A 25,846-nucleotide genomic window follows, 5' to 3' on the forward strand; every position below is an offset into this window, starting at 1 on the left:
GCGCGAGGCTGAGCGCGCCCCTGACCGCGAGCGCGCGCGCATCCTGGGCCTGCGCCAGCGCGAGCCCGTCGCGCAGGCTCGCCTCCGCGTCGCGCAGGCCCGCGCCCGCCAGCGCCCGCATCTCCCCGATCGCGCGCAGCACGTCGGGCATCCAGATGCGCAGGCCCGCGGCCTCGCACGCGTCGCGCACGTATTCCAGCTCGCGCAGGCCCTCGTCCGCGCGGCCCGCGAGCGCCAGCGCCTCCGCGAGCATGCAGTAGTAGATCGGAAAATCCTCCGACGTGCCGCTGTCCTTCTGCTGGGCGAGGCCCTCGCGCAGCATGGCGAGGCCGCCGGCCGGGTCTCCGCCGAGCGCGGCGGTCCAGCCCAGGAAGATGCGCCCCTTGGACAGGTGGTCGGCGAACCCCTTCTCCTCCGCCAGGCGCAGCATGGTGGCGGCGCGCTCGCGCACGGCCGGGATGTCGCGCCGATAGGCGCTGTGCATCACGGCGATGTCGATGCAGTGGCTGTAGGACCCGTCGTGGCCGAGCTCGGCCGCCCAGGCCATGGCCCGCCGCTCCTGCAGCACGGCCTGCTCGGGCGCGCCCTGCAGCCAATGGACCAGCGTCCGCTCGCCGAGCGCGCAAACCTTCGCGTCATGGTTGCCGTAGAGCGTGGCGTGATGGCGGAAATCGCCCGCCTCGTAGATCGCGAGCCCCTTGTCGATGTGCTCGCAGCAGGCGCCGAACTGCGCCAGGCCGAAATAGCTGCCCCAGCCGCAATGGTGCGCCTGCAGCAGCAGCTCCGGGTCCTGTCGCTCCTGCGCCCGCCCCAGCAGCTCCTCGAAGCGGCGGGTCTTGTCGCGGTAGTCCTCCGACATCCGCCACCAGCCCCAATACACGGGATAGTGGGTGCGCGACTCCGGCAACAGGCGGCAGGTGTCGTAGGCCGCGGCGTAGATCTCCTCCACCTCGCGCGATCCCGGCCCCTTCAGCGAAATCAGCGCCGGCCCCAGCAGCACGAGAACCCTCAGCCGCTGCTCCAGGTGCTCCGCTTCTCGCGGCAAGCGGTCCAGCGCCTCCAGGCAGCGCCGCAGCTGGCCGACGGCTTCGGGAAGGGCCGAGCGCTGCAGGTTGCGTTCGCCCGCCCGCAGCCAGTAGCCGACCGCCTCCGCATAGCGCCCAGCCTCCATCTGGTGCTGGCCCAGCATCTCGGGCTGTTCGCGGGCGGTCTCCGGCGAGAGCCGCAGGATGGCGTCGGCCGCGGCCGCATGCAGGCGCCGGCGCCGGTCGCGCAGCAGCGTGCGGTAAGCGGCGTCCTGCACGAGGGCATGCTTGAAGCGATAGACGCGCTCCCCCTGCTCAACGCCCTCGTAGACGAGGCCGGAGGCCAGCAGCGCCTGCAGGCCTGATTCGATGTCGACGCCCTCCCCTTCGGTCAGCGCCTCCAGGAGCCTGCGCCCGAAAGAGCGCCCAAGGACCGCGCCGATCTGGGCCAGGTCCTTGCCGTCCCCGGCCTGGTCGAGGCGCGCCACCAGGATCTCGTGCAGCGACTCCGGGATGGGCGGCATCGCCTGGACGGCGAAGCGGTCGAGGCCCCTGGAGCTCTGCACCGCGTCCAGCACGGTGCTGGTGAACTCCTCCAGAAACAGCGGAATGCCATCCGTCTTGCTGACGATCTGCGCTTCGAAGGCCGGGTCCAGGCGCCGGTCGCCGAGCACGGTGTGGATCAGCGCGCGCGCATGCTCCGGTTCGAGCCGGCCCTGCCGCAACACGGGGATGCCCGTGCGCTCGATCCACCCGCACTGATCCTCGTCCCGGCAGGTCACGACCAGGAGGATGCGCTTGTCCGCGAGGCGCGGGATGAGCTGTTCGAGAAGCTCGAGCGAGGTCGGATCGAGCCAGTGGAGGTCCTCCACCAGCATGAGCACCGGGTTCACGGCCGCCCGGGCTTCCAACTGTGCGATGAGCAGCGCGAAGGTCTGGTCGCGGATCTGCCGCGGCGTGAGGTCCTGCCCGATCCGCTCGCCGACGTCGATCGACAGGAGGTCGGCCAGCAGGACGGCGCCGGCACGCCGGCCCTGCTCGTCACCGTGGACCAGGGCTTCCAGCTTCCGGCGGCGCACCGCGACGTCGTCCCCGCGCCGGATGGAGGACGCGCGCGTCAGGAATTCGACCAGCGGCAGCAACGGGCTGTGGGTGGCGAAGGGGCTCGCCGTGTAGCGGTGCACGACGGCCTCCGTCCCCTCCACCGTCTGGGCGAAATGCTCGACCAGGCGGGACTTGCCGATTCCCGCCTCACCGACCACGGCGACGGCGCCGCCCTGCCCCCCAAGGGCGCGCTTCCACCGCTCCCGAATGTCCTCCACCTCGGAGAACCGGTTCACGAGCGGCGCTGCGTGGCGCCCCCGGCGCGCCCGGAACCGACTCGTGATCCGCCGTTCCCCGTGCACGCGCCACAGCGCCGTGTCGGCCGAGAAGCCCCGGAAGGTCCTGCGCCCCAGATATTCGCAGGCGAACAGGCCGCGCACGAGCCGGTAGGTGCTTTCCGCGACCAGGACCTCGTCTGGCTCGGCCGCCGAGTGGATGCGCGCCGCGAGGTTGGGCGTCGACCCCACGATCTCCTGGCGCTCGGGTCCGCCCGGGCTGAACACGTCGCCCACGATCACCACGCCCGTGGTCAGGCCGACCCGCGCCTGCATGCGGGAACCGTCCGGCGTGCGGATGTCGCCGAGCCCCCGCGTGATCTCGATGGCGGCGCGCACGGCGCGTTCGGCGTCGTTCTCGTGGCCGATCGGGTAGCCGAAGTAACAGAGGATGCCGTCGCCGATGAAGCGCGCGACGAAGCCCTCGTAGCGGTGCACCACCTGCGTGCAGAAGGCCCGGTAGCTCTGGATGATCTCCAGGTAGTCTTCCGTCTCGAGCCGGTCCGACAGGCGGGTCGAGCCGACGAGATCGCAGAACATCACGGTGAGATGGCGGCGCTCGACCAGGCCCTCGACCGTGTCGTGGGCGTGGCTGGCCACAGCCGCCCCGCCGGTCCGCTCCGCGATGGCCCGCATCATCCGCTTGCGCTGGCCCAGCGTGAGGCCAAGCTCCTTCAGGTCGCCCTCGGTGATGGCGGGCAAGGTGTCGAAGGCCACGTGCTGGGCCTCGAACACCGGCGCCAGCTCTGCCAGGCCTATGGCGGCCAGCCATTCCTCGAATGATTGCGGAAATTCTGACACGGCCGAGCCACTCGTGGCCACAATGGCGCCAAGATGCCCCAAGGCGCGCGCGACCCGCAAGCGTGGATGCGCACATGCCGCGACGTTGTCGTACGAATAAAATTCGAGATTGCAGTGAGTTGAGGCAGTCTACCGGCTCCGGGCCCTCCGCGGTCACTCGTCATTAGACGTCGCGAGACATCGCGTGACGTGGCATTCATCATCGGACAGCCTGAAAACCTGAGAACGAAGGGTCTCCAGGGGCGTTCAACCCAGGCACAGCCTCGGCTTCTCGAACGGAAGGGCGGACATGGCCAGCCCGGGCGACGCCCGCACCAGCGGCGCCGAAATCCGCGCCGCGCGCCATCCCCAGGCTCGCCAAGAGCGAATTCCCCGTGAGCGGCGGCGGCATGAACCAGGAAACCGCGGCCACAACAAGCACCACGACGCCGGCCAGTCCGGCCACAAACCCCAGAAGCGCTAGGCGCCTCCCTCTCCTACGCGCGTGGGAGATGAAACGAACCTCTCCGCCGTCATCCCCGGCGGCGCGAAGCGCCGGGAAGCGGATCCAGGAGACTGGGTGAGTTGTCGGGTGGGTTCCCGACGTCTTGCGCCTGACTTCCGAGAGGGGCGCAGTCCGGGGAGGTTCGGCGCGCGCGGCCCTGGATCCCCTTCCCGGCCCGCTGCGCGGGCCGCCGGGGATGACGGCGCGTACTTTCCCCCGCCGCCGGGGCATCTTCCATTCCGTCATTGTGAGCGAAGCGAAGCAATCCAGGGGCCCAGGTGCCAAACCCCGGGGGCCTTCCCCTGGATTGCTTCGTCGCTTCGCTCCTCGCAAGGACGGGGGTGGCTCGCGGCTGAACTCATCCCTGCCCTCTCCAGCATGCCGGAGGAGGAAACGAACCTCTCCGCCGTCATCCCCGGCGGCGCGAAGCGCCGGGAAGGGAATCCAGGGGACTGGGTGAGTTGTCGGGTGGGTTCTCGACGTCTTGCGCCTGACTTCCGAGAGAGGCGCAGTCCGGGGAGGTTCGGCGCGCGCGGCCCTGGATCCCCTTCCCGGCCCGCTGCGCGGGCCGCCGGGGATGACGGCGCGTCATTTCCCACGCTGCCGGGGGCATCTTCCATTCCGTCATTGCGAGCGCAGCGAAGCAATCCAGGGGGCCAAGCGCCAAACCCCGGGGGCAGCCGCCCCTGGATTGCTTCGTCGCTTCGCTCCTCGCAAGGACAGCGGCGGCTCGCGGCCGAACTCATCCCTGCCCTCTCCGGCATGCCGGATGAGGAAACGAACCTCTCCGCCGTCATCCCCGGCGGCGCGAAGCGCCGGGAAGGGGATCCAGGAGGTCGGGTGGGTTCCCGACGTCTTGCGCCGGACTTCCGAGAGGGGCGCAGACCGGCGGGGGGCGGCGCGCGTGGCCCTGGATCCCCTTCCCGGCCCGCTGCGCGGGCCGCCGGGGATGACGGCGCGTCATTTCCCACGCTGCCGGGGGAGGCATCCGCCGTTCCGTCATTGCGAGCGCAGCGAAGCAATCCAGGGGCCAAGCGCCAAACCCCGGGGGCAGATGCACCTGGATTGCTTCGTCGCTTCGCTCCTCGCAAGGACGGGGGTAGCTGGTCGAAGGCGAAAGCTGAGACGCCGTGGCGGCCAATGCGCCGGAGGTCGGCGGTTGACGCATTCAGTCGCATTCAGCGTCTTGCCAGCGCGAGCGGCGCCACGTTGAATGCGGGCATGACCGACCCCCGCCTTCCCCTCCTTCGTGAACTCGAGCGCCGCGTGTCCTGGCTCGCGGCGTGGACCATCCACCATGCCAACCACGTCCGCCCGGCGGACGAGGTGAAGGTCGGAGGCCACCAGGCCTCGTCCGCCTCGCTGGGCGCCATCATGACGGCGCTGTACTTCGCGGCCCTGCGGCCGCAGGACCGGGTGGCGGTGAAGCCGCACGCCTCGCCGATCTTCCACGCCATCCAGTACCTCGCCGGCAACCAGACCCGCGAGAAGCTGGAGGACTTCCGCAGCTACAAGGGCGCGCAGAGCTACCCGTCCCGGACAAAGGACGTGGACGACGTCGACTTCTCGACCGGCTCGGTGGGCCTGGGCGTGGCCCAGACGCTCTTCTCGGCGCTGGTGCAGGACTACGTCTCCGCCCATGGCTGGATGAAGGGCCGACCCGAGGGCCGCATGGTGAGCCTGATCGGCGACGCCGAGATGGACGAAGGCAACATCTACGAGGCCCTGATCGAGGGCTGGAAGCAGGGGCTGCGCAACTGCTGGTGGGTGGTGGACTACAACCGCCAGTCCCTTGATTCGGTGGTCCGCGAGGGCCTGTGGCAGAAGTTCGAGCAGATCTTCGAGAACTTCGGCTGGGACGTCGTGATTCTGCGCCATGGCTCGCTGCAGCAGGCGGCTTTCGCGGAGCCGGGCGGCGACACCCTGCGCGACTGGATCGAGCGCTGCCCCAACCAGCTCTATTCCGCCCTGACGTTCCAGGGCGGCGCGGCGTGGCGCAAGCGGCTCCTCGACGAGATCGGCGACCAGGGTCCCGTGACCGCGCTGGTCGAGCGCCGCTCGGATGACGAGTTGCAGGCCCTGATGGTGAACCTCGGCGGCCACGACATGCCGAGCCTGCTGGACGCCTTCGAGAAGGCCTCCCGGAACGACCGGCCCACCTGCTTCATCTGCTACACCATCAAGGGCTACGGGCTGCCGCTGGCCGGGCACAAGGACAACCACGCGGGCCTGATGACCCCGGCCCAGATGGAGAGCTTCCGCAAGCAGATGGGCGTGCGCCCCGGCCACGAGTGGGACAAGTGGGAGGCCGCCGGACTGCCCGCGGCCGAACTCGAGGCCTTCATCGCCCAGGCGCCGTTCTTCAGCGAGGGGACGCGCAGGCTCTCCGCCCCCGCGGTGCCCGTGCCGGAGGCGCTGGCGACGCCGGCCCCGGGCGGCAAGCCGGTGTCGACCCAGATGGGCTTCGGCCAGATCCTGAACGAGATCGCGCGCGAGCAGACCCCGCTGGCGGAGCGCATCGTCACCACGGCGCCGGACGTGACGGTGTCCACCAACCTCGGCCCATGGGTGAACCGGCGCGGGCTCTTCGCCCGAGAGAGCATGGCCGACACCTTCAAGGCCGAGCGCATCCCGTCGACCTATAGCTGGGAGTTCGGGCCCAAGGGCCAGCATTTCGAGCTCGGCATCGCCGAATCGAACCTGATGATCATGCTCTCGGCGCTGGGCCTGTCGCATTCGGTGAACGGCGTGCGCCTGCTGCCCATCGGCACGGTCTACGACCCCTTCATCTATCGCGCGGCCGACCAGCTGAACTACGCCTGCTACCAGGACGCCCGCTTCATGCTGGTGGCAACGCCGTCCGGCGTGACGCTCGCCCCGGAAGGCGGCGCGCACCAGTCCATCGGCACGCCGCTGATCGGCATGGCGCAGGACGGCCTGTGCTCCTTCGAGCCCGCCTTCGTGGACGAGCTCGCCGAAATCATGCGATTCGGCTTCGACTACATGCAGCGCAACGGCGAGGGCGACCCGGACGAGACCACCTGGCTGCGCGACCAGACGGGCGGCTCCGTCTACCTGCGCCTGTCGACCCGGCCCCTGGAGCAGCCGCTGCGCAAGATGACGGCGGACCTGGCGCGGGACGTGGTGAACGGAGCGTACTGGATGCGCCCGCCCGGCCCGAACGCCAGCGTGGTGATCGCCTACCAGGGCGCGGTGGCCCCCGAGGCCATCGCCGCCACGGGCCTGCTCGCCGAGGACCGGCGCGACGTGGGCCTGCTGGCGATCACCTCGGCTGACCGGCTCAACGCGGGCTGGCAGGCCGCCGAGCGCGCCCGCCAGCGCGGGACCCATGGCGCCATGAGCCACATCGAGCGCCTGCTGGCGCCGCTGTCCCGCGACTGCGGGATCGTCACGGTTCTGGACGGCCATCCGGCCACGCTCGCCTGGATCGGCGGCGTCCAGGGCCACCGCGTGAAGGCGCTGGGCGTCGAGCATTTCGGCCAGACGGGCACGATCGCCGACCTCTACCGCCACCACGGCATCGACGCCAACGCCATCGTCCACGCCGCCCAGGCGGTCAGCGCGGGGCGGACGGTGCGTTACCTCAAGGCGCTGCCTTAAAAGCCCGGCCAGGGGTGAAGCGACACCCTCCCGACGCTGGGAAGGGTGAAGTTGACGGCGCCTCGCCAGGGGCGTCGCCCTGCCCTATGTTCCCGGCGCGAGCGAAGCCTGCCCTGCCGAGGAGCCTGCGTGTCCCCCATCATCGCCGTCGAGGGCCTGACGAAGACCTACGCCAGCGGCTTCCAGGCCCTGAAGGGCGTGGACCTCGCCATCAACCGGGGCGAGATTTTTGCGCTGCTCGGCCCCAACGGCGCGGGCAAGACCACCCTGATCAGCATCGTGTGCGGGATCGTGAACCCCACGGGGGGCGTGGTGAAGGTGGGCGGCCACGACGTGGTGCGCGACTACCGGGCGGCGCGCTCCCTGATCGGCCTCGTGCCGCAGGAGCTGACCACGGACATGTTCGAGACCGTGTGGAACACGGTGTCGTTCAGCCGCGGGCTGTTCGGCAAGCCCAATAACCCGGCGCTGGTCGAGAAGGTGCTGCGCGACCTGTCGCTGTGGGAGAAGCGCGACAGCAAGATCATGGCGCTCTCCGGCGGCATGAAGCGCCGCGTCATGATCGCCAAGGCGCTCTCGCACGAGCCGCAGGTGCTGTTCCTGGACGAACCGACGGCCGGCGTGGACGTCGAGCTGCGCCGCAGCATGTGGGACATGGTGCGCCGGCTGCAGGAGACGGGCGTGACCGTGATCCTCACCACGCACTACATCGAGGAAGCCGAGGAGATGGCCGACCGCGTCGGCGTCATCCGTCAGGGCGAGATCGTCGTCGTGGAGGAGAAGGCCGCGCTGATGCGCAAGCTCGGGCGCCGGCAGCTGACGCTCCACCTGCGCGAGCCCCTGGCGGCGCTGCCGCCGGACCTCGCCGACCCCGCGCTGGAGCTCTCGGCCGACGGCTGCGAGCTGACCTACACCTTCGACGCCCAGGCCGACCACGGCGGCGTCGCCGAGCTGCTGCGCCGGCTGGCCGAGCGCGGCATCGACTTCAAGGACCTCCAGACCTCCGAGAGTTCGCTGGAGGACATCTTCGTCAGCCTGGTGCGGGGACGCCCATGAACGGCTACGCTATCCGCGCCATCTACCTGTTCGAGATGGCCCGCACCTGGCGCACGCTGATGCAGAGCATCGCCTCGCCGGTGCTCTCCACCTCGCTGTATTTCGTGGTGTTCGGCTCGGCGATCGGGTCCCGCATGGCCGAGATCGACGGCGTCAGCTACGGCGCCTTCATCGTGCCGGGGCTGGTGATGCTCTCCATCCTGACGGAGAGCCTCTCCAACGCCTCCTTCGGCATCTACATGCCGCGCTTCTCGGGCACGATCTACGAGGTGCTGTCGGCGCCGGTCTCAGCGGCGGAGATCGTGCTGGGCTATGTGGGCGCGGCGGCGACCAAGTCGGTGATCCTGGGCGCCATCATCCTGCTCACGGCGCGGCTCTTCGTGCCCTACGGCATCCAGCACCCGGGCTGGATGCTGGCGTTCCTGCTGCTGACCTCCATCACCTTCAGCCTGTTCGGCTTCATCATCGGCGTCTGGGCCGACAGCTTCGAGAAGCTGCAGGTGGTGCCGATGATGATCATCACGCCCCTCACCTTCCTGGGCGGCAGCTTCTACTCCATCGACATGCTGCCCCCGTTCTGGCGGACGCTCACGCTGTTCAACCCGGTGGTCTACCTGGTCAGCGGCTTCCGCTGGAGCTTCTTCGGCGTGGCCGACGTGCATGTGGGCGTGAGCCTCGCGATGACGCTGGCCTTCATGGCGGCGTGCCTGCTCGTGATCTGGCGCGTCTTCGCCACGGGTTACAAGCTGAAGAATTAGCAACCTCCGCGCCTCCCTTGGGCCGCAAAAGTCTGGCAAGGGAATGAAGCCGGCCCGACGCGCCTCGGCTGAAAGGCGCAAGGACGGCGAGGAAACTTCGTGCGACGGATGGCGTTCTCGCACGCTCAAGGGGACTGGGGCCCAATGGCGACAGCGCAGCCGCGGCTGGACAACCATCGCATTCTGGTGGTCGAGGACGAGCGCCTGGTCGCGCTCGACCTCGCGAGCGCGCTGGAGAACCTCGGCGCCAAGGTGATCGGCCCTGCGCGCGACATCAGCGGCGCCCGGGCCCTGCTCGAACGCGATCCCGGCCCCATCTCGATGGCCATCCTGGACATCAACCTCGCGGGCGAACTCGTCTTCCCCTTCGCGGAAGAGTTGCGGGCGCGCCAGACCCCTTTCCTGTTCGCCAGCGGCTACGCCAACCCGACTTTGCCGGACCGCTACGCCTCCGTGCCCATCTGGGGCAAGCCGCTGGACACGGACGCCTTCGCCCAGGCGCTGGCCGGCATGCTCGCCCGCAAGGCGGCCCGCCGTTCGCTCTAGACCGGACTGCAACCGAAAGGATGACGGGCGGATTATTCGATTGGCCTGTGTCCGCGGGGGCTGAATGCCCTCAAACTACGGGCCGCCACCCGAGTGGGGCGTCTCCCGCCCCTGTCCGATTGTCCTGCGACCTGAGGTTCGAATGGCTCTCCTCTCGCTTCGGCGCGCCCAGCCCAGCCCCGTGACGCGTCTGTCCGAAGACCTGGACCGAATCATCGACCTCATCCAGACGAACACGCCTCCGGAGCGACGTCCCCGGATGGAGACGCTGACGACCGCCGTCGCCGCCCTCAACGCCCTCATGTGCAAGGGCGCGACGCACCGGTTCTCGGGCATCCAGTACGACGAGCTGAGGGTCGCGGTGGCCGACTACCTGGAGCGCTCCGCCTTCGGGGTGCTCGTCGAGCGCCTGAGCGGCCTGCCTATTACGCTGAGCCTGGTGACGGCCGCCGCGAAGGACTGCCAGCTGTCGTCAGAGGGCCAGGAGGCCGCCGCGGCCGAGCTGCGGCAGCGCGCGGAGGCCATCATCCATCGGCTGAACCGCTGCGTCCTGGCCTGATCCAAGCCCGCAACCCGGCTCCACAGGACACGTCATCCGCATTCTGTCGAATGCGCAAATGTCAATTGAAACCGCGCCGCCGATGGTGTCCGTCTACGACCCGGCGAGCGCAAGCCGCCGAGCCGGCGCGGAGGTCGGGGGGCCTTCGCGTGGCGGCGTGATGTCGAGGGGGCATCACGCCGCCCGGCTACCCGGAAGGGCGCCCTCGGCTGCCCGATTCACACGCTCCAGAACAGCGAGCCCCAGCTGACCGCCCCGACCGTGACGGCCACGCCCACCGCCGCCACGCCGGCGAAGCGTCGAGCCGCTCCGACGGGCTGCAGCCGGGCGATGCCCCAGGCGAGCGTCAGAGACCACAGGCTGGCGCCCGCCAGGAGGGCCGCCCGCAGCGGGCCGACGAAGCCAAGCTCGAAGCCGTCCGCCCGCAGAATCGTGACCGTGAGGGCCGAAAGGCCCAGGAAGACGCCGCACCCGGCGATGGGGATCAGCGCCTGGGCGAGATGGTGGAAGCGCCGGGCCGACCAGCCGCCCAGCATGCGGGTCGCGAGCGCCAGCGCGCCGAACGCGCCGGCTGCGACCAGCGCGGCCGTCCCCAGGATGAAGCCGATCAGCACCGCGCCGTCGAGCACAGTCATGACGTCGTTCTGGTCCGGCGCGTTTGTTAGGATCCACCACGGCATGGTGGCCTCCAGCGGCCACATCCAGCCCCAGCCGATCAGCTGCTCGGCCAGCGCCTGCTTGATCTGGACGAACACCGCGCTGGACGCCCAATGGAACGCGCCGGAGGCGATGCCCATCAGGCCGACCACGATCAGCACGGTCTCCCACGGCTTCGCCTCGAGGCCCGCCACGTGGATGATCTCGTGCATGGGCGACCGACGTGAGAGCGTGATCGCGCCCTTGTAGCTGCTGCAGCGGCCGCACATGTGGCAGCCGCTTGCGCCCTTCATGGTCTTGATCGGGACCAGGGGGGCGCAGTTGACGACCGGCTGCGCCCCCGGGTTCTTGGGCCAGGCGTTCCAGGCCGCCGTGTCCACGCGGAAATGCACGGGGGCCAGCTTGGCGAGCAGGCTGAACACGCCGTTCACGGGGCAGAGATAACGGCACCACACGCGCTTGCCGCGCCCATAGAGAGCGCCGACCGCGACGGCCGCCAGCGTGGAGCCGCCGAGCACCAGCAGCGCCGGCAGGGCGTACTGGTAGACGCTCACCATCTGCCCGTAGATCGTGGTGCACGCGAAGGCGACGAAGGGCCAGCCCTTCCAGCTGATCCAGCGCGGAACGGCGAGGCCCCGCCCATGGCGGCTCACGGTCTCCGACAGGGACCCCTCCGGGCACAGCACGCCGCACCACAGCCTGCCGACCAGAACCATGCTGAGCAGCACGAAGGGCCACCAGACGCCCCAGAACACGAACTGGGCGAACAGGACGAGGTTGGTCCAGATATGGGCCGTGCGGTCCGGCAGCGGCAGCGCCGCCGGGACGACCAGAAGGAACAGGTAGATTCCGACGACGCCCCACTGGGCGGCCCGGATCGCCTTCTGGCGGCGCATCAGCCAGTCGCCGACGCTCGCGAGCGCCCGGTCGACCGGCTTCGGCTCAGCCTTGTTCAGGCTGCCTTGCGGACGGGCCGGGAGAACGAGAGCAACCATAGAACCAGGATCCAGTACGCCGCGTAGGTCAGGACTTCGAGCAGGGCCGGACGGGCCCGGTACCCCGTGAGGGCGGAGATGAGGCCGCCAATGGGCCCGCCGTCGGAGAGCAGCGCAGAGCTGTCCCAGACCTTGGCCGTGAGATGGCCCACGGCGTCAGGCAGCACGCCGAGATCGGCGAGGTTGTCCACGCCCGTCAGCACCAGCGAGGCGGCCAGGAACAGGAGCATGATCTCCGTCGCCCGGAAGAACACGCGCCACGACACGAACCTGCCGCCCACCTGCAGCGCCCAGTAGCTCGCGATCGCCGCGGCGAAACCCGCCGAGATGGCGAGCGCGTCGGCGGCGAAGCTGGCGCCCGCTCCCGAGACCAGCGTCCCGTAGAGGAAGACCGCCGTTTCGCTTCCCTCGCGCGCCACCGCGATGAGGGCCAGCACGAAGACGCCCCACCAGCTCGAGCGCTCGGCCGCGGCGCCCAGCGCGTTCTCCAGGTTCCGCTTCAGGTCGCGCCCGTGCTTTCGCATCCAGAACACCATCTGGACGATCAGCGCGGCCGCGATCAGCACCGTGGCGGTCTGGTACGCCTGCTGGGCTTCCTCGGGCAGCGCGTCGCCGAACACGATCAGCAGGGCCGCGAAGGCCACCGCGAAGGCGAGGCCCGCGGCCACGCCCGACCACAGGAAACGGCGCGCCCGAAGGAACGTCAGCGGATCGGTCTGCCGCTGGAGCCAGGCGTTGAGGATGCCCACCACGAGCAGGGCCTCGACGCTCTCGCGCCAGATGATGAAGACGATGTTTCCGAGCTGCGCTGTCATGGGCGTCGTCTGCTTGGGCGTGGCTTTACTTGGCCACCAGGACGGCGGGAGGCGCGTCCGGGTGGAAATCATCGAAGAAGTCGTACTGGCCGGGATCCAGCGTCCGGATCACCAGGGTCGAGTTGGACCCCGGCGCAAGCACCTTCTCCTTGCGGAGCTCCTTGCTTTCGAACTCCGCCGGGGTCTTGCCTACGTTGAACAGGTCGAGCTTGATGCGCTTGCCGGCCGGCACCTCGAGCCGCTGCGGCGAAACCTTTCCGTCGTTGAACTCGATGCGGAAGGTCGGGTCATCCTCGGCCCGCGCCGGCGCCGCGAACGCCGAGAGGGCCAGGGCGACGGCCAGGGGGGCGGCGAAGAGCAGGCCAGCGCGCATCAGTAGGCGCCCTTCTTTCCGACGCCGGCGAAGACGAAGTCGTACTCGACGGTGAAAGGCTTGAACCACGCGCCCACGCCCGTCTCCTTGTCGACGTGCCGGCCGAAATGGGCGTGCGCGGCCGGGCCCTCGCCGGGCGGCGAGATCGTGAGCTTCAGCTTGTACTTGCCCGGGCCCTTCAGCTTGACGTTGTCGCCGTAGTGCGGGCCGTCATTGGCGACCATGGGCATGAAGTCGCCAGAGATGGGCTGGGCGTCCCCGTCCTTGGTCAGCTCGTAGTGGACGCCAAGCGAGGGCACCCAGTCGCCCTGGGCGAAGCCGTTCTTGTTGTCCTTGCCAGCCTTGATGTCGGCCTCCAGATGGACATCGGAGTCCTTGGCGTCCCGCATCATGCCGGCGGGCTCCATCTCGATCGGCTGCAGGTACACCGCGCCGATCTCCATCCCGGCCTGCGACTGCGGCTTGCCGATCGGATATTCCTTGGCCTGGGCGGTCCCGAGCGCGAAGGCCGAGAGCCCGACCGCCAATCCAACTGCAACCCGCATCACCAGCTCCGCTACGTCCGCCCCGAAGGCATTGCGGTCCAATTACGAAGACACCCACCCTGCGTCAACAAGTAAATCTCTTTTTAAAAACGTTCCAAACTAGCAGTTTTGAGACATTCTGAAGTAGAGCGGATCATGTTCCGGATAAAAGATCCGGTTGGATACGTAGGCCACCCGGCCTCATCGGCCCCGTTCCGCAAGACGGACCGCGCGTCCTCGCCGCGTCCGGCCAAGACGCGATCAAGAAAAGCGATGGCAGTGATCAGCAGGTCTGCTTTGTGCCGGTCCGTCCTGCTCTGTATGGTTCGCCGCCATGACAGCCGCGACTCCCCCGCTTTCCTCGTCCATCCCATCCCAAGCCCAGGCGCGCGCCCGTCCCGGCCTGAGCGGGGCCGATCTGGGCCTCTACGCCATCGTGGTCTTCGCCTGGTCGACCAGCTGGATCGCCCTCAAATGGCAGCTGGGCGTGGTGGCCCCGGAAGTCTCCATCGTGTGGCGTTTCGCGGTGGCGAGCGCGATCATGTTCGCCTGGGCGGCGGCGTCAGGAGCCCGCCTGGCCTATCCGCTTGCGGCCCATGCCCGCTTCGCGCTGCTCGGACTGTTGATCTTCGGCTGCAATTTCCTCTGCTTCTACTACGGTGGTTTATCGACCCCGTCCGGGTTGCTGGCCGTGGTCTTCTCCACGGCCTCCCTGTTCAATCTTCTGCTGGCCTGGCCGCTGCTCGGGCAACGGATCGAGCCGCGGGTCGCCGCGGGGGCCGCGCTCGGGCTCGGCGGGGTGCTCCTGATGTTCGCGCCCCGCCTGTTCGGCGCCGCCTTCGACGCCTCGGCCGCGCTCGGCTTCAGCTTCTGCGTGCTCGGAACCCTGCTGTTCTGCAGCGGCAACATGCTTTCCACCGCGATCCAGCGCAGCGGGATCGGCGTCATCCCGGCGGCCGCCTGGGGCATGCTGTATGGCGCGGTCGCGCTCGCCCTGTTTGCGGCGGCGCGCGGCGACGCCTTCGCGATCGAGGCCACCCCCCGCTACCTGGCCGGCCTGTTCTGGCTGGCCGTCGTCTCGTCCGTGGCCGCCTTCGCCGCCTACCTGACGCTGCTGGGGCGCATCGGCGCGGCCCGGGCGGGTTACTCGACCGTGATGTTCCCGGTCTTCGCCCTGCTGATCTCGACGGCGCTGGAGGGCTACCAGTGGACGTGGCCAGCCATCCTCGGCCTTGTCCTGGCCCTGGCCGGGAACCTGCTCGTCCTGCGCCGCTGACCGCAGGCGAGCCCAGCCGCGTGATCCCGAGCGCTCGCGGCGCGTTTCCTCGCCGAAGGCCAGCGCGCGCGTTCGAAGCTTGGCGGCGGTGACGTGCGCGCCAGGGCGCGCCGATTCGGGATGGCGCACTGCCGCTTGGCCATGGGGGGCTTGAACCTGGCTCCTGATGGGACCCTGCCCCTGAGCGGGGCCAGTGCTTTGGAATCTTGCTTACCGGACAATTCCTCGCGCGGCGCCATGGCCCATTGCGGGCTATTCGATGCAGGATCGGACCGAAGCACAGGGCGAACGCGCCACAAGGCGCCTGGGGAGCTCTCGATCCGGCCCAAATCGGCCCACAAAGGGGGTTGCAAACCCCCCTCCCCTCCGCTATTCACACCCCCGCTTCGACGCCGCGCCCGCGGCCTTCGCAGAAGCCCGTTGGGGGATAGTTCAACGGTAGAACAGCGGACTCTGACTCCGTTAATCTTGGTTCGAATCCAGGTCCCCCAGCCAACTTCCGGCGTCTGCCCATGAGCGCAGACAGGCGACAGACAACCAGCATATGACGCCGAGATAGCGAGCGGCGCGCCATTGTCGCCGCCGCGACGCGAAGAAGGGGGCGACGCTGATCGCCTGAATCCGCAGGCCGTCGTTCCGGGAAACGCCATGCCCAACATGAGGCTGAGCGACGCTTACGCCCGTGACAACGCCGCGTACCTCGCCACCCTGCGATGACGGCGCAGCGCCTGGATCAACCGGCGGCGCCGCCACGGCGCAGGCCCAGCGATCCCGGATTCATGAGATCGTTTGGGTCGACCGCCCGCTTGAGCGCCTGCAGCAGCGCCAGGGTTTCCGGCTTCAGAACGCTCGCGAACGGATAATCCCGGGCCACCTGCCAGCTGACGCCTCCGAGGCTGACGTAGAGGTCCTGGGTGGCGCGGCGGAGTTGCGCCACCGCCGCCCGGGCCTCCTCGTTGGCGGGGCGGTCCAGCCAGGGCTTGACCACCTCATGGCCGACGCTGGCCGCGTGAAGCGGGGTGATCTCGTCGCGCCAGTAGAAGGCCGGCTCCAGGAAGAACTCCGCCCCGACCGTCATGCTCATGACCGAATAGACGATGCCGTGCCGCTCCATGATGGGCCGCTGCTCGGCGAAGAAGCGCTCGTTCGCGTCCACGACGCGCTGCGCCTCGCCCAGCGGGAACACGGCGTGGATCGGGACCCAGCGCTCGCCATTCAGCCCCAACATGCCCCGGACGGGGCCGAAGGGCTTGGCGCGCATCACCATCGGCACGCTGTTCTGGATCTCTACGCCATGGCGCCGCCCGATGGCGGAGAGCGTCGCCAGTCCCTTGCGCAACTGAGCCTCGTCGGTCGCCTCGGTGACGATGTGGAGGGTGTAGGCGTGCGCCTTGAGGAAGTTCGCCCCCGCTGCCGCCACCCCGGCCGCGGACTTGACGCCCTCGAGGAGCGACTTCCCCGAGCTCGCCACTGCGCCCAGGGCCTTCAGGCCGTCGGATATCCGGTTGACGCTGGCGGAGTGCTCCGCCTTGGTGCGGTCGATCCCGAAGCCCTCGGCCACGAGCCTCGTGCGCGCCATCTCGACCTGGGCGGCCGCCATCGCCTGCATGGATCCGAAGCCGAAGGACAGGTAGCCCGCCTCGGCGGGCCGCGGCCACAGGCGCAGGGTGGCGGCGACCTTCACGCCGAATGCGCCGTTGTCGCCGAGGAAAAGCCCGGTGAGGTCAGGCCCACCCTCCCGCGTGAAGGGCTTGGCGCCCGTGCGCCCGCCGGACCCGGTGGTGACCAGCGTCCCATCCGCCAGGACCACGGTGACCCCGAGCACCGAATCCGCGACCGTGCCGCTGAGGGCCGAGCCGAAGAAGGCGCTGTTCTGGGAGAGCGCCCCGCCGACGGTGGCGTTCACGCCCGAGAGCGGGCCCCAGTAGCCGGTCCGCAGGCCGGTGTCCGCCAGCGCGGCGTTCAGCTTCTCCCAGGTGCAGCCCGCCTCCACGGTCACGTAGAGGTCGTCGGCGTTCACCTCGACGACGCGGTCGAGCTTGCGAAGGTCGATCACGACCGAATCGGCCCGCTCCGGCAGGTAGCCCTTGGTGTAGGACATGCCGCCCCCGCGCGGCACCACGGAGAAACCCTGCTCCGTGGCGAGCCTGACGGCTGCGGCCGCCTCGGCCGCGGTCTGGGGCAGCGCCACCGCCAGCGGCGGGATCCCGGGCTGCCAGAAGATGTCGTTGGCGTAGTATTCCCGGGTCTTGGCGTCGGCGAGGACGCGGTCCTCTCCCAGGCCGCGGCGCAGCGCGTCCAGCGCCATGAGGTCGTCGGCGCGGATGTGATCCGTGAGGGTCATGGGGCGTTCCTCGCTGGAGCCGGGATCTTGCGGACGGCGTCCTGTCCCTTCCCGGCGATCGAACCACCCGCCACGGCTGCGTGTCAACTTTCGACTTCCGTTTCACGCTATGACATGGCATGCTTCAAGCAACATCAATGCTGGAAAGGTCGATGGCGGAGACGGAAGGCAACACCCAGAACGTGAGGGCGGTCACGCGCGCCCTCGCGGTGCTCAACTCGTTCGCGGGAAAGGGCGTGCAGTCGCTGGCCGAAGTGACCCATGCGACCGGGCTCGACAAGGGCACCACGCGCCGCCTGCTGCTGACCCTGATGAACAGCGGCTTCATCGCCCAGGACCCCGTCTCGCAGCACTATCGCCTGGGCAGGGCCGTGCGCGACCTGGTCGCCAACGTGGCCGACGAGCGCGACCTGCGCAGCATCGCGCAGCCTGTCCTGACCGATCTCGCGGGCGAACTGCACGGCACCGCCTTCCTGTCCGTCTATGACGGCGGCGACGTGGTCTGCCTCGACCGCATCCACGACATGAAGGGCATCGAGGTCCACTGGTGGGCCGTGGGCGGCGCCCTCCCCTACAACTGCGGCGGGGCGCCCAAGCTGCTGCTCGCCTTCCAGCCCGAGGAGGAGATCGAGCGCGTCCTGCTGCGCCCCACCACGGAGCTCACGCCCAAGAGCATTACGAACGTCGACGAGCTCCGCCAGTCGCTCGCCAGGATCCGGGAGCGGGGCTGGGAGCTCGCCGTGGACGACGTGGCCCTGGGCCTCTCGGCGCTCGCCGTGCCGGTGCGCGGCCCGCAGGGCGACGTGGTGTGCGCGATCAGCATCGCCGGCCTGACGCCCCAGATGGTCTCGCGCAACCGGCCCGTCCACCTCGCCCGGATCCAGCGCGCCGCGGCCGCCATCGAGCGACGGCTCGGAACCCCGGTTCGGCGGGAGCGTGTCGCCCCATGAAACGTGGTTTGCAGATTGACAGTGGGGCTGCGCGCCCCGTACCGTGAGGGATGGCCCATGAGGCCGCCCAGACGCGCCCGCGGCTCCGCCCAGGAGCCGACCTGCGCACGACGTTGATCCACGAATGATCACGCGAAGAACGGGGGAGGAACGATGAACAGGATATCCAAGGCCGCGCGCGCCGTGCGTGGCGTCGTCGCCGGCGCAGCGGCCCTGGCCGCCGGCTTCGCGGGGCCCGCCCTGGCGGCGCCCGCCGCAGGCGAATACGGCGTCGGCTTCATCACGGAGAACACCGGCCCGCTGGCCGCCGCCGGCGTGTCGTATCACCGTGGGGCCCAACTCGCGGTCGACGAGATCAACGGCAGCGGCTGGATCGGCCAGGGCGTAAAGCTCAAGCTCGGCGAAAAGGAGAGCGGCTCCGACGCCGCCCGCGCCGTGCAGGCTCTCACGCAGTTCTCGGCCGACCGCAACGTCATCGCCGTGACGTGCTGCATCCTCTCGCCGGTCGCCGCCGCGCTGAAGCCTGTCACCACCAACGCCAAGCTGCCCCTGGTGATCTACGGGGCGACGCTGCCCGGCCTGCCGCAGCCTCCCTACGTCACCTCCATCGTCGGCCTCCCGGGCCCGCAGGAGGTGAAGATGTCCAAGATGCTGGCCGAGACGCTCAAGCCGAAGACGGTCACCTACTTCGTCAACGCCGACAACGAAGGCTTCCAGAACCGCTTCAAGGCGGCCCAGAAGGTGATGGAAGAGGCCGGGGCCAAGACCGCCGGCGTGGTCAGCATTCTGTCCGCCGACACCGACTTCACCGCGCCCGCCACCCAGGCGATCGCCACCAATCCCGACCTGATCATGGTCTGGACCACGCAGACCCCCGCGGCCGGGATCATCGCCGCCCTGCGCGCCCGCGGCTACGCGGGCAAGATCTCGGCGTCCGACGTCATCTCCCCTGCCCCCGTCTTCAAGAAGATCGGCCCGGCGCTCGCCGGCGTTCCGTTCCCCATCCTGTTTGCGGCCGAGATCTCCAGCACCCCGGAGGCGAAGAGCTTCATCGAGGGGTACACCAAGAAGTTCGGGGAAGCGCCGGACACCTATTCGGCACAGGGCTATACGGCGCTCTACTACATCGCCCAGGGCCTCAAGAACACCAACGGCAAGCCCACCCGCGAGGACCTCGCCGCAGCCATCGGCCAGATCAAGTCCAACGACCACAACGTCTACGGCGGCGTGCCCATGGTGAACGGGCAGGCGGAGGTCGAGAACTCCCTGGTCGCGAACTGGACGGCCGACGGCAAGGTCGTGCGCTGGGAGAACAAGTGATGCAGCTGTTCGTCGAGCAGCTGATCAACGGCTGGGCGTTGGGCTCGCTCTACGCCCTGTTCGGGATCGGCTTCGGCCTGGTCTTCTCGACGCTCGGCATCCTCAACGCCGCCCACGGCACGTACGCCAGCTGGGCCGCGATCGCCGGCTACTACGCCGTCGATCGTTTCGGCGTCCCCTTCCCCGTCGCGGTCGCGGCGGGGGTGGTGGGAGGCGGCCTTCTGGCCGTCGTTGTGGACCAGATCGGCTTCCAGCCGCTCCGGGCCAAGAAGACCGGCATGCTCGGCGCGCTGATCACCAGCATCGCGTTCTGGATCATCCTCGACAGCCTGGCCGGCTTCGCCACCGGCCAGCAAAGCCTCGCCTTTCCTGCGACCAGCTACCCCAACCAGATGGTCGTGCTTGGACCGCTGCGGGTCCCGCAGATGCAGATCATCACCATCCTGGCCCTGCTGGTCTGCACGGTCGGCATCTACCTGCTGATCCAGAAAACCCGGATCGGCGCTGCCATGCGGGCCGTCGGCTGGAACGAGGTCGCGGCGGCCCTCGGCGGCGTCAACGCCCGCATGGTGATCCTGCTCACCGCATTCCTGGCCGGCGCCACCTCGGGCCTCGCCGGCGTGCTCGGCGGCATCTCGACCTCGAACGTCTCGTTCACGCTGGGCGAAGGCCTGATGCTGAAGGGCTTCGCCGCCGTCGTCGTCGGCGGCTATGACGACGTGCGCGGCACCGCCATCGCCGGAATCTGCCTCGGCGTCATCGAGGTCTTCGTCGCCCAGTACATCTCCACCAGCTTCCGTGACGGCTTCACCTACCTGCTGCTGCTCGCCTTCCTGATCGCCCGCCCGCGCGGCCTTTTCGGCAGCGCCAACTTCGTGCGGGCCTGACATGGAGACGCTGCTCGACCTCTGGGCCGGCTACGGCAGCACGGTGACCTTCGCCAGCGTGAACGCCTTCTTCGCCCTGTCCACCTACGCGGTGCTTTCGACCGGGGTCCTGAGCTTCACGACTGTCGTTTTCGCCGCGGTCGGCGGCTTCCTATCCGCCCAAATGGCGGGCAAGTTCGGCGTGCCGCTGTGGGCCGCATTCCCCATGGCCGCCCTCGGCGGGGGCTTCGCGGCCGCGGTGGTGGCGGGCGCCTTCCTGCGGCTTGAGAGCCACTGGATGGCGCTGGCGAGCCTGGCGCTCGTGCTGATCACCCGCGTGACGGCCCTCAACACGCCCCTGCTCACGGGCGGCGTGAACGGTCTTATCGTACCGTTGCGGGTGGAGCCTCTTGAACTCGCCCTCCTGCTGGCGCTCTGCGCTCTGGTGTTCTGGCGCCTTCACCGGTCCTGGTACGGCCTCGCCGCAAGGGCGGTGCGGGAGGACGCCGCGGTGGCGTCCACGATGGGCATCAGCCCCTATCGCGTGCAGTTCGCGGCCTTCCTGATCAGCGGTGTCGTCGGCGGCCTCGGTGGCGCGGCCCTGGCCTTCACGCTCCAGTTCATTTCGCCCGAGACTTACTTCATCGGCATCGCCTTCACGATGATCGCCTCCACGGTGCTGGGCGGCTCCTTCCATTGGCTCGGCCCCATCGTCGGGGCCGCGGTTTTCACCGCCCTGCCCACGGCCATGCAGGCCATCGTTCCCCAGATCGAGGACGTGGCGAAGGGGGTCGTGCTGCTCCTGATCATGATCTTCCTGCCGCGCGGCCTCATCGACCCGCGCGCCTGGGGCCTCAGGCGCGCCGCCAGGCTCCGCGAGGAGAACGAGCGCCGGCAGCAAGCCGCGGAGCGCGACGCCCATGCATGACGGCGCGTCCATCCTGGTGCTCGATGACCTCGTGAAGCGCTTCGGCGGGGTGGCCGCCGTGGGCGGACTCACGGCCCATGTCCGCCGGGGCAGCGTCCACGGCCTGATTGGCCCGAACGGCGCCGGCAAGACGACGGTGATCAACCTCATCACGGGACTGTTCCACCCCACCTCCGGGAGCATCCGGTTCGAGGGCGCGGCGCTCGAGGCCATGGCCCCGCAGGACATCGCCGCCCGGGGCGTCACCCGCACCTACCAGAACGTGCGCCTGTTCAGCGGCATGACGGCGCTGGAGCAGGTCATGACCGGCTGCTGGCTGCGCCGCGGCGTGTCGCTCTGGGCCTCGTTTCTCGGCCTGCCGGCGGCCTCCGCCGCCTGGCGCGCCAGCCGCGACCATGCCATGCACCTGCTGGAGCGGGTGGGAATGGCGCACCGGGCGGACGAACTGGCCGAAACCCTCAGCTATGGCGAGCAGAGGCGCATCGAGATCGCGCGGGCGCTCGGCTCCGACCCCAAGCTGCTCCTCCTCGACGAACCGACCGCCGGCATGAACGCCGCCGAGGCGGACGCCGTCGGTCGCCTCGTGCATGAGCTTCGGGACGCGGGGCTCACCATCCTGATGGTCGAGCACAACATGAGCCTCGTCACGGCCTTCTGCGACAGCTGCACCGTGATGAACTTCGGCCGCCTCCTGGCGGAGGGAGATCCCCGCGCCTGCATCGCCGATCCCGCCGTGCAGGAAGCCTACTTCGGACGAAAGCACGATGCTGACCGTATCCAAGCTCTCCGCTAGCTACGGCGCGATCCAGGCCGTGCGCGGCGTCGACCTGGAGGTCAAGGCCCGCTCGCTCTGCGTTCTGCTCGGTTCGAACGGCGCGGGGAAGTCCACCACACTGCGCAGCATCGCCGGCCTGCACCGCCCCGTTTCAGGATCGGTCAACCTCGCCGGCCAGGAGATCTCGCGCCTGTCGCTGCACAGGGTGGTGCGCTCGGGGCTCGCTTTTGTGCCGGAAGGGCGCATGGTGGTCGCTCCCCTCACGGTCGAGGAGAACCTCGCCCTGAGCGGCTTCGCAGGGCGCAACGCCGACCCCCGCCTCGTTGACAAGATCTATGCGCTGTTCCCCCGGCTGGCCGAGCGCCGCAAGCAGAAGGCCGGGCTCATGAGCGGCGGCGAGCAGCAGATGCTCGCCATCGGCCGCGCGCTGATGACGAAGCCCCAGATGCTGGTGCTGGACGAGCCCTCCATGGGGCTCGCGCCAGCCATCGTCGACCTCGTGTTCCAGGCCATCGTGGCCCTGCACAAGGAGGGGCAGTCCATCCTCCTCGTGGAGCAGAACGCCGCCATCGCGCTGTCGGTGTGCGACTACGGCTATGTGATGCGCCGGGGCCAGATCGTGGTCCAGGGAACGCCGGAGGAGCTCCGGCAGAACCCGGAAGTGCTCGAGGCCTATCTCTCCTGATGCCGCGTACAGCTGTGCTGGCGCCGGCTGCTGCGGCGCCGTCGGCGATCAAGTCTCGGGAGAGAGAAAGGCGTCGTAGATCGCCATGGCGCGCGCCGCCGCTTCCGGCTCCGGATCGGGCCACCACACGGTGGTCGGCGTCATCCGCACCTGCACGGAGGGCACGGCGAGCGCTTCCGCCTCCTTCAGCCCGTCCACGAGCATGTCGTTCGGGCCGGCGCACACCAGCGCGGGGCGCCGCAGGAGCGGCATGCGGGCGCGGGTGTCGTAGGCGAAGGCGGACCGGTAAGCCCGATCGTAAGTGGGGCCGCTCTCCAGGATCCCGACCGTGTAGAGGTTCAGCTGCTCGGCCGACGGCAAGCCGAGCTGGCGCGCAGCGGCGCGCTCCACCCGGTACCACGGCCAATACAGGAACATGTCGCGCCTCCAGTTCCAGGCGAACTGGAGGTGGAGGCCCCACGGGTCGGGGCGTAGCGGCGGGAAGTAGTGGGCCAGCAGATCCTGCTGGAAGTCCGGAGATATGAACACGGGGCCTTCGAGCACCGCCCGGCCGACCAGGTCGGGCCGGCGCACGGCCAGCTCCAGCCCGACGAGGGCGCCCGTGTGGGAGCCCCATACGTCCACCTCCGGGAAACCCAGCGACTCGATCAGCGCGGCCATGTCGTCGGCGAGGTCGCCGATGGTGACGGCGCGATCCGGCTTCTCGGACAGGCCGTTGCCCAGGTAGTCGACCGCGAAGGCCTGCCGGCCGCGCGCCAGCCCGGTGACCACGGGAGCGAACTGGGCCGAGGAGCCGCCCCCCGTGGGAATGACCAGCAGCGGACGGCCCTCGCCGCCGGCGCGACGCAGGTGCATGCGTCCGCGGGACGTCTGGACGTACTGGTTCCAGAGTCCCGCCGGGAGGGGCTTGGTGGACGGCAGCCCGGGCGCGCGGGCCGGCTGCGGCAAGGCTTGGAGAAGGGCTGCGGCCTCCGGCAGATCCTTGGCCCCAGTTGCGCCGAAGGCGTCGGCCGCCGCCCCCAGCTGCAGCGAGTCGATGCAGGCGGACCAGAGCCTCTCGTAGGCGGCGGGGTCGGCCGCGGCGGCGACGACCGTGGAGTCGAGCTCCGTGGGCGACGGCAACGGCTCGCCGAGGCGGGCCGGCTGCGTTGGGTCATCGGGCTCGAAAAAATGCGCGTCGCGCAGGTGGGCCCAGAGGGCCGTGAGGTGCGTCCCGTCCTGGCGAGGCGCAAGCGACGGCAGGCGCCAGCCACGGCGCGCCCACGACTGCGCCGCGCCTGCGCCGAGCGTCACCGCCGGTCGCCGCCGCATGCGGGCCGCGACGGCGATCGACAGGTCGCACGCGACCAAGGGTGCGTCGTGCGCCACGCAGAAGTCCAGGGCGGCGTCCAGGCGGCGGGCGGCTTCGGCCAGATCGCCCGTGGCCAGCCCGGCGGATCCGCCGACGCCCGGCAGTTCCAGCACGGTGACGCGACGGCCCGGCCAGGCTTCAGCCAGACGCGCGGCGGTCGCCTCCGCGCCGAGCGCCAAGCCGTGCAGGACGGCGACATCCGGCCCTTCGCCGCAACGCCAGAGGCGCAGTTGGCCGGCGGGCAGCGTCAGGTAATGGGGGCAGGGCTGCGGGCCGGCCATGGACGGGGTTCACTCCGCGGCGAAGGCCTTCGGCGGCGGCGAGGTCAGATACTTGAGCTGCAGCTCCTCGATCTGCTTGAAGCCGATCATCTCGACGAAGGGGTCATGCGCCATCACGGGCCGCGGCAGGTTCTTGCTGGTCTTCTCGCGGGCGAGCACGGCCAGGTTCTCCTGCATGGCCTGGGCGACCGTCATCAGCGGCACGAGCGGGAACGTGGCCAGGCCGGCGACGCTTTCGATCTCGGCGGGCGACAGGTTCTTCTCGAGCCAGCCGAGGACCTGGAGCGACAGCGGCGCGCCGCAGGCCTCGCGCAACGCGCGCAGCCCCTCGATCGTCTTGAAGGTGCGGCTGATCGGCTGGATCACGTCGGCGCCGGCGGCCACATAGGCCTTGGCGCGCTCGATCGCCTCCGCCTCCGTGGCGACGTCGGTGCGCGCGACGATCAGCATGTCGGGATTGCGGCGGGCCTCGACGGCGGCCTTGAGCTTGCCGACCGCTTCTTCCAGCGGGATGGTCTCGACGCCTCCGACGCAGATGGGGCAGCGCTTGGGGGCGACCTGGTCCTCCATGATCACGGCCGCCGCGCCGGTCGCCTCGAATTCGCGGATCGTGCGCATCACGTTGATGGCGTTGCCGTAGGCGGTGTCGATGTCGGCGATGACCGGAATGTCGACGACGTTGCAGACGTTGCGCACGACGCCGAGGTTCTCGGTCATGGTGTAGAGCTCGGCGTCCGGCATGCCGAGGAGCGAGGCGGAGACGCCGAAGCCGCTGGTGAGCAGGGCGTCGAAGCCGGCGGCCTGGATCATGCGGGCGGACAGCGCGTCATAGGCGCCGGCGGCCCAGTAGGTCTTCTGGGCGCGCACGCGTGCGGCGAAATCCTTGTGGCCGGTGAAAGGCATTGGGGCGTCTCCTCAGGCGTTGCGCGATTCTGCGGGGGCCGACCCCGCCGGGGCGGCCGGCTGCGCCCCGGCTGCGGAGCGCTTCAGGTAGGGAACGAGCCCGCCGGCGTCGAGCATCGAGCGGTCGGCGAAGGACAGGGGCTCCATGGGCAGGGACCGGCCCCTGGTGAGGTTGCGCACCTCGTTGGCGTCGAAGTCGACCTCGATGTCGTCCCAGCGCTCCACGAGGCCGAGGATCCCGGGGCAGCTCGCCTGCGGGAAGCCCATGCTGATCTCGCCGCGCCAGTAGCCGGGGGAAAAGGACTCCGCCACCACGCCGGCGACGCCGAGATGGCGCATGGCCCGCATGGGCGGGTAATGCGGGTGGCCGTAGCCGAAATTGTGCGCCCCGACGAGGATGTCGCCCTTGCGCACCTTGGCGTGGAACTCCGGGTCGTAAGAGAGCATGGCCACCTTGGCCAGCTCCTCCACGTCCGTGATCTTGATGTTCTTGACGCCGACGATCTGGTCGACGTCGAAGTTCTCCTCGTCGAAGATGAAGGCGACGCGCCCGCGCAGCGTTGTCAGGGCCATG

At 69.6% G+C, this 25,846-nt stretch carries 21 protein-coding genes and 1 tRNA gene; 13 read left to right on the top strand and 9 right to left on the bottom strand.

The features are described from left to right. The coding region (locus SLNSH_RS03010; RefSeq protein WP_106335191.1) for an AAA family ATPase at window positions 1-3,205 on the bottom strand (3,205 nt) is incomplete at its 3' end. Window positions 3,206-4,910: 1,705 nt separating this feature from the next. Here SLNSH_RS03010 and SLNSH_RS03020 point away from each other — a divergent pair. The 5 genes from SLNSH_RS03020 to SLNSH_RS03040 all read left to right on the top strand — a co-directional run bounded on the left by SLNSH_RS03020 (window position 4,911) and on the right by SLNSH_RS03040 (window position 10,229). After that, complete coding sequence (locus SLNSH_RS03020) at window positions 4,911-7,310, top strand: transketolase (protein WP_196240206.1); 2,400 nt, start codon at window positions 4,911-4,913, stop codon at window positions 7,308-7,310. Between the two features lie 129 nt (window positions 7,311-7,439). Then, window positions 7,440-8,366 carry an ABC transporter ATP-binding protein gene (locus SLNSH_RS03025; RefSeq protein ID WP_106335193.1) on the top strand — a complete coding sequence of 309 codons (927 nt, stop codon included), beginning with the start codon at window positions 7,440-7,442 and terminating at the stop codon, window positions 8,364-8,366. Next, a complete protein-coding gene (locus SLNSH_RS03030) occupies window positions 8,363-9,124 on the top strand; it encodes an ABC transporter permease (RefSeq protein WP_106335194.1) in 762 nt (253 codons plus the stop codon). The genes SLNSH_RS03025 and SLNSH_RS03030 overlap by 4 nt, the downstream gene beginning before the upstream one ends. 144 nt (window positions 9,125-9,268) lie before the next feature. After that, window positions 9,269-9,670 (top strand): response regulator, encoded by a 402-nt coding sequence (locus SLNSH_RS03035; RefSeq protein ID WP_158266654.1) that lies wholly within the window; start codon window positions 9,269-9,271, stop codon window positions 9,668-9,670. A gap of 142 nt (window positions 9,671-9,812) precedes the next feature. Continuing rightward, window positions 9,813-10,229: a hypothetical protein gene (locus SLNSH_RS03040; RefSeq protein WP_106335196.1), complete on the top strand. Its 417-nt coding sequence runs from the start codon at window positions 9,813-9,815 to the stop codon at window positions 10,227-10,229. 218 nt (window positions 10,230-10,447) lie between these two features. Here SLNSH_RS03040 and SLNSH_RS03045 read toward each other — a convergent pair whose 3' ends face one another. The 4 genes from SLNSH_RS03045 to SLNSH_RS03060 are packed head-to-tail and all read right to left on the bottom strand — an operon-like array spanning window position 10,448 to window position 13,614. Further along, on the bottom strand, window positions 10,448-11,881 hold the full coding sequence (locus SLNSH_RS03045) for a 4Fe-4S binding protein (protein ID WP_106335197.1): 1,434 nt from the start codon (window positions 11,879-11,881) through the stop codon (window positions 10,448-10,450). Further along, window positions 11,839-12,696: an FTR1 family iron permease gene (locus SLNSH_RS03050; protein WP_106335198.1), complete on the bottom strand. Its 858-nt coding sequence runs from the start codon at window positions 12,694-12,696 to the stop codon at window positions 11,839-11,841. Before SLNSH_RS03050 ends, SLNSH_RS03045 begins: the two co-directional genes overlap by 43 nt. A gap of 25 nt (window positions 12,697-12,721) precedes the next feature. Continuing rightward, window positions 12,722-13,069 carry a cupredoxin domain-containing protein gene (locus SLNSH_RS03055; protein WP_106335199.1) on the bottom strand — a complete coding sequence of 116 codons (348 nt, stop codon included), beginning with the start codon at window positions 13,067-13,069 and terminating at the stop codon, window positions 12,722-12,724. Continuing rightward, window positions 13,069-13,614 (bottom strand): iron transporter, encoded by a 546-nt coding sequence (locus SLNSH_RS03060; RefSeq protein ID WP_106335424.1) that lies wholly within the window; start codon window positions 13,612-13,614, stop codon window positions 13,069-13,071. The genes SLNSH_RS03055 and SLNSH_RS03060 overlap by 1 nt, the downstream gene beginning before the upstream one ends. Before the next feature lie 313 nt (window positions 13,615-13,927). Here SLNSH_RS03060 and SLNSH_RS03065 point away from each other — a divergent pair, with 313 nt between their 5' ends. Beyond that, the gene (locus SLNSH_RS03065) at window positions 13,928-14,869 is read left to right on the top strand and encodes a DMT family transporter (RefSeq protein WP_106335200.1); all 942 of its coding nucleotides are present in this window, start codon (window positions 13,928-13,930) and stop codon (window positions 14,867-14,869) included. Window positions 14,870-15,290: 421 nt separating this feature from the next. Beyond that, window positions 15,291-15,364 (top strand) — tRNA-Gln (locus SLNSH_RS03070). 238 nt (window positions 15,365-15,602) lie between these two features. On the opposite strand, the gene SLNSH_RS03075 is transcribed toward SLNSH_RS03070, so the two are convergent. Then, window positions 15,603-17,213, bottom strand: coding sequence for an FAD-binding oxidoreductase (locus tag SLNSH_RS03075; RefSeq protein ID WP_210202474.1), 1,611 nt, complete (start codon window positions 17,211-17,213; stop codon window positions 15,603-15,605). Window positions 17,214-17,365: 152 nt separating this feature from the next. Here SLNSH_RS03075 and SLNSH_RS03080 point away from each other — a divergent pair, with 152 nt between their 5' ends. The 6 genes from SLNSH_RS03080 (at window position 17,366) to SLNSH_RS03105 (ending at window position 22,737) form a co-directional block, all read left to right on the top strand. Further along, window positions 17,366-18,163: an IclR family transcriptional regulator gene (locus tag SLNSH_RS03080; protein ID WP_158266655.1), complete on the top strand. Its 798-nt coding sequence runs from the start codon at window positions 17,366-17,368 to the stop codon at window positions 18,161-18,163. 153 nt (window positions 18,164-18,316) lie between these two features. Further along, window positions 18,317-19,483 carry an ABC transporter substrate-binding protein gene (locus SLNSH_RS03085; RefSeq protein ID WP_106335202.1) on the top strand — a complete coding sequence of 389 codons (1,167 nt, stop codon included), beginning with the start codon at window positions 18,317-18,319 and terminating at the stop codon, window positions 19,481-19,483. After that, window positions 19,483-20,370, top strand: a complete 888-nt coding sequence (locus SLNSH_RS03090) for a branched-chain amino acid ABC transporter permease (RefSeq protein WP_106335203.1) — start codon at window positions 19,483-19,485, stop codon at window positions 20,368-20,370. The genes SLNSH_RS03085 and SLNSH_RS03090 overlap by 1 nt, the downstream gene beginning before the upstream one ends. A 1-nt stretch (window position 20,371) precedes the next feature. Next, a complete protein-coding gene (locus SLNSH_RS03095) occupies window positions 20,372-21,277 on the top strand; it encodes a branched-chain amino acid ABC transporter permease (RefSeq protein ID WP_106335204.1) in 906 nt (301 codons plus the stop codon). Continuing rightward, window positions 21,270-22,070 carry an ABC transporter ATP-binding protein gene (locus SLNSH_RS03100; protein ID WP_106335205.1) on the top strand — a complete coding sequence of 267 codons (801 nt, stop codon included), beginning with the start codon at window positions 21,270-21,272 and terminating at the stop codon, window positions 22,068-22,070. The genes SLNSH_RS03095 and SLNSH_RS03100 overlap by 8 nt, the downstream gene beginning before the upstream one ends. Further along, window positions 22,042-22,737 carry an ABC transporter ATP-binding protein gene (locus SLNSH_RS03105; RefSeq protein WP_106335206.1) on the top strand — a complete coding sequence of 232 codons (696 nt, stop codon included), beginning with the start codon at window positions 22,042-22,044 and terminating at the stop codon, window positions 22,735-22,737. Before SLNSH_RS03100 ends, SLNSH_RS03105 begins: the two co-directional genes overlap by 29 nt. Before the next feature lie 48 nt (window positions 22,738-22,785). On the opposite strand, the gene SLNSH_RS03110 is transcribed toward SLNSH_RS03105, so the two are convergent. Genes SLNSH_RS03110 through SLNSH_RS03120 form a run of 3 tightly spaced genes read right to left on the bottom strand, consistent with a single transcriptional unit; the run spans window position 22,786 to window position 25,845 of the window. Beyond that, window positions 22,786-24,369, bottom strand: a complete 1,584-nt coding sequence (locus SLNSH_RS03110) for an alpha/beta fold hydrolase (RefSeq protein WP_106335207.1) — start codon at window positions 24,367-24,369, stop codon at window positions 22,786-22,788. Window positions 24,370-24,378: 9 nt separating this feature from the next. After that, a complete protein-coding gene (locus SLNSH_RS03115; RefSeq protein ID WP_106335208.1) occupies window positions 24,379-25,272 on the bottom strand; it encodes an isocitrate lyase/PEP mutase family protein in 894 nt (297 codons plus the stop codon). 12 nt (window positions 25,273-25,284) lie between these two features. Further along, on the bottom strand, window positions 25,285-25,845 hold the full coding sequence (locus SLNSH_RS03120) for a 3-isopropylmalate dehydratase small subunit (protein WP_106335209.1): 561 nt from the start codon (window positions 25,843-25,845) through the stop codon (window positions 25,285-25,287). Window position 25,846 lies beyond the last annotated feature (1 nt).

The organism is Alsobacter soli (assembly GCF_003004785.1).
GTDB classification, from domain to species: domain Bacteria; phylum Pseudomonadota; class Alphaproteobacteria; order Rhizobiales; family Beijerinckiaceae; genus Alsobacter; species Alsobacter soli.

Coding starts and splice junctions, on each gene's coding strand:
- SLNSH_RS03020 (WP_196240206.1), top strand. CDS start 4,911: ATGACCGACCCCCGCCTTCCCCTCCTTCGTGAACTCGAGCGCCGCGTG.
- SLNSH_RS03030 (WP_106335194.1), top strand. CDS start 8,363: ATGAACGGCTACGCTATCCGCGCCATCTACCTGTTCGAGATGGCCCGC.
- SLNSH_RS03035 (WP_158266654.1), top strand. CDS start 9,269: ATGGCGACAGCGCAGCCGCGGCTGGACAACCATCGCATTCTGGTGGTC.
- SLNSH_RS03040 (WP_106335196.1), top strand. CDS start 9,813: ATGGCTCTCCTCTCGCTTCGGCGCGCCCAGCCCAGCCCCGTGACGCGT.
- SLNSH_RS03045 (WP_106335197.1), bottom strand. CDS start 11,881: ATGGTTGCTCTCGTTCTCCCGGCCCGTCCGCAAGGCAGCCTGAACAAG.
- SLNSH_RS03050 (WP_106335198.1), bottom strand. CDS start 12,696: ATGACAGCGCAGCTCGGAAACATCGTCTTCATCATCTGGCGCGAGAGC.
- SLNSH_RS03055 (WP_106335199.1), bottom strand. CDS start 13,069: ATGCGCGCTGGCCTGCTCTTCGCCGCCCCCCTGGCCGTCGCCCTGGCC.
- SLNSH_RS03060 (WP_106335424.1), bottom strand. CDS start 13,614: ATGCGGGTTGCAGTTGGATTGGCGGTCGGGCTCTCGGCCTTCGCGCTC.
- SLNSH_RS03065 (WP_106335200.1), top strand. CDS start 13,928: ATGACAGCCGCGACTCCCCCGCTTTCCTCGTCCATCCCATCCCAAGCC.
- SLNSH_RS03075 (WP_210202474.1), bottom strand. CDS start 17,213: ATGACCCTCACGGATCACATCCGCGCCGACGACCTCATGGCGCTGGAC.
- SLNSH_RS03080 (WP_158266655.1), top strand. CDS start 17,366: ATGGCGGAGACGGAAGGCAACACCCAGAACGTGAGGGCGGTCACGCGC.
- SLNSH_RS03085 (WP_106335202.1), top strand. CDS start 18,317: ATGAACAGGATATCCAAGGCCGCGCGCGCCGTGCGTGGCGTCGTCGCC.
- SLNSH_RS03090 (WP_106335203.1), top strand. CDS start 19,483: ATGCAGCTGTTCGTCGAGCAGCTGATCAACGGCTGGGCGTTGGGCTCG.
- SLNSH_RS03095 (WP_106335204.1), top strand. CDS start 20,372: ATGGAGACGCTGCTCGACCTCTGGGCCGGCTACGGCAGCACGGTGACC.
- SLNSH_RS03100 (WP_106335205.1), top strand. CDS start 21,270: ATGCATGACGGCGCGTCCATCCTGGTGCTCGATGACCTCGTGAAGCGC.
- SLNSH_RS03105 (WP_106335206.1), top strand. CDS start 22,042: ATGCTGACCGTATCCAAGCTCTCCGCTAGCTACGGCGCGATCCAGGCC.
- SLNSH_RS03110 (WP_106335207.1), bottom strand. CDS start 24,369: ATGGCCGGCCCGCAGCCCTGCCCCCATTACCTGACGCTGCCCGCCGGC.
- SLNSH_RS03115 (WP_106335208.1), bottom strand. CDS start 25,272: ATGCCTTTCACCGGCCACAAGGATTTCGCCGCACGCGTGCGCGCCCAG.
- SLNSH_RS03120 (WP_106335209.1), bottom strand. CDS start 25,845: ATGGCCCTGACAACGCTGCGCGGGCGCGTCGCCTTCATCTTCGACGAG.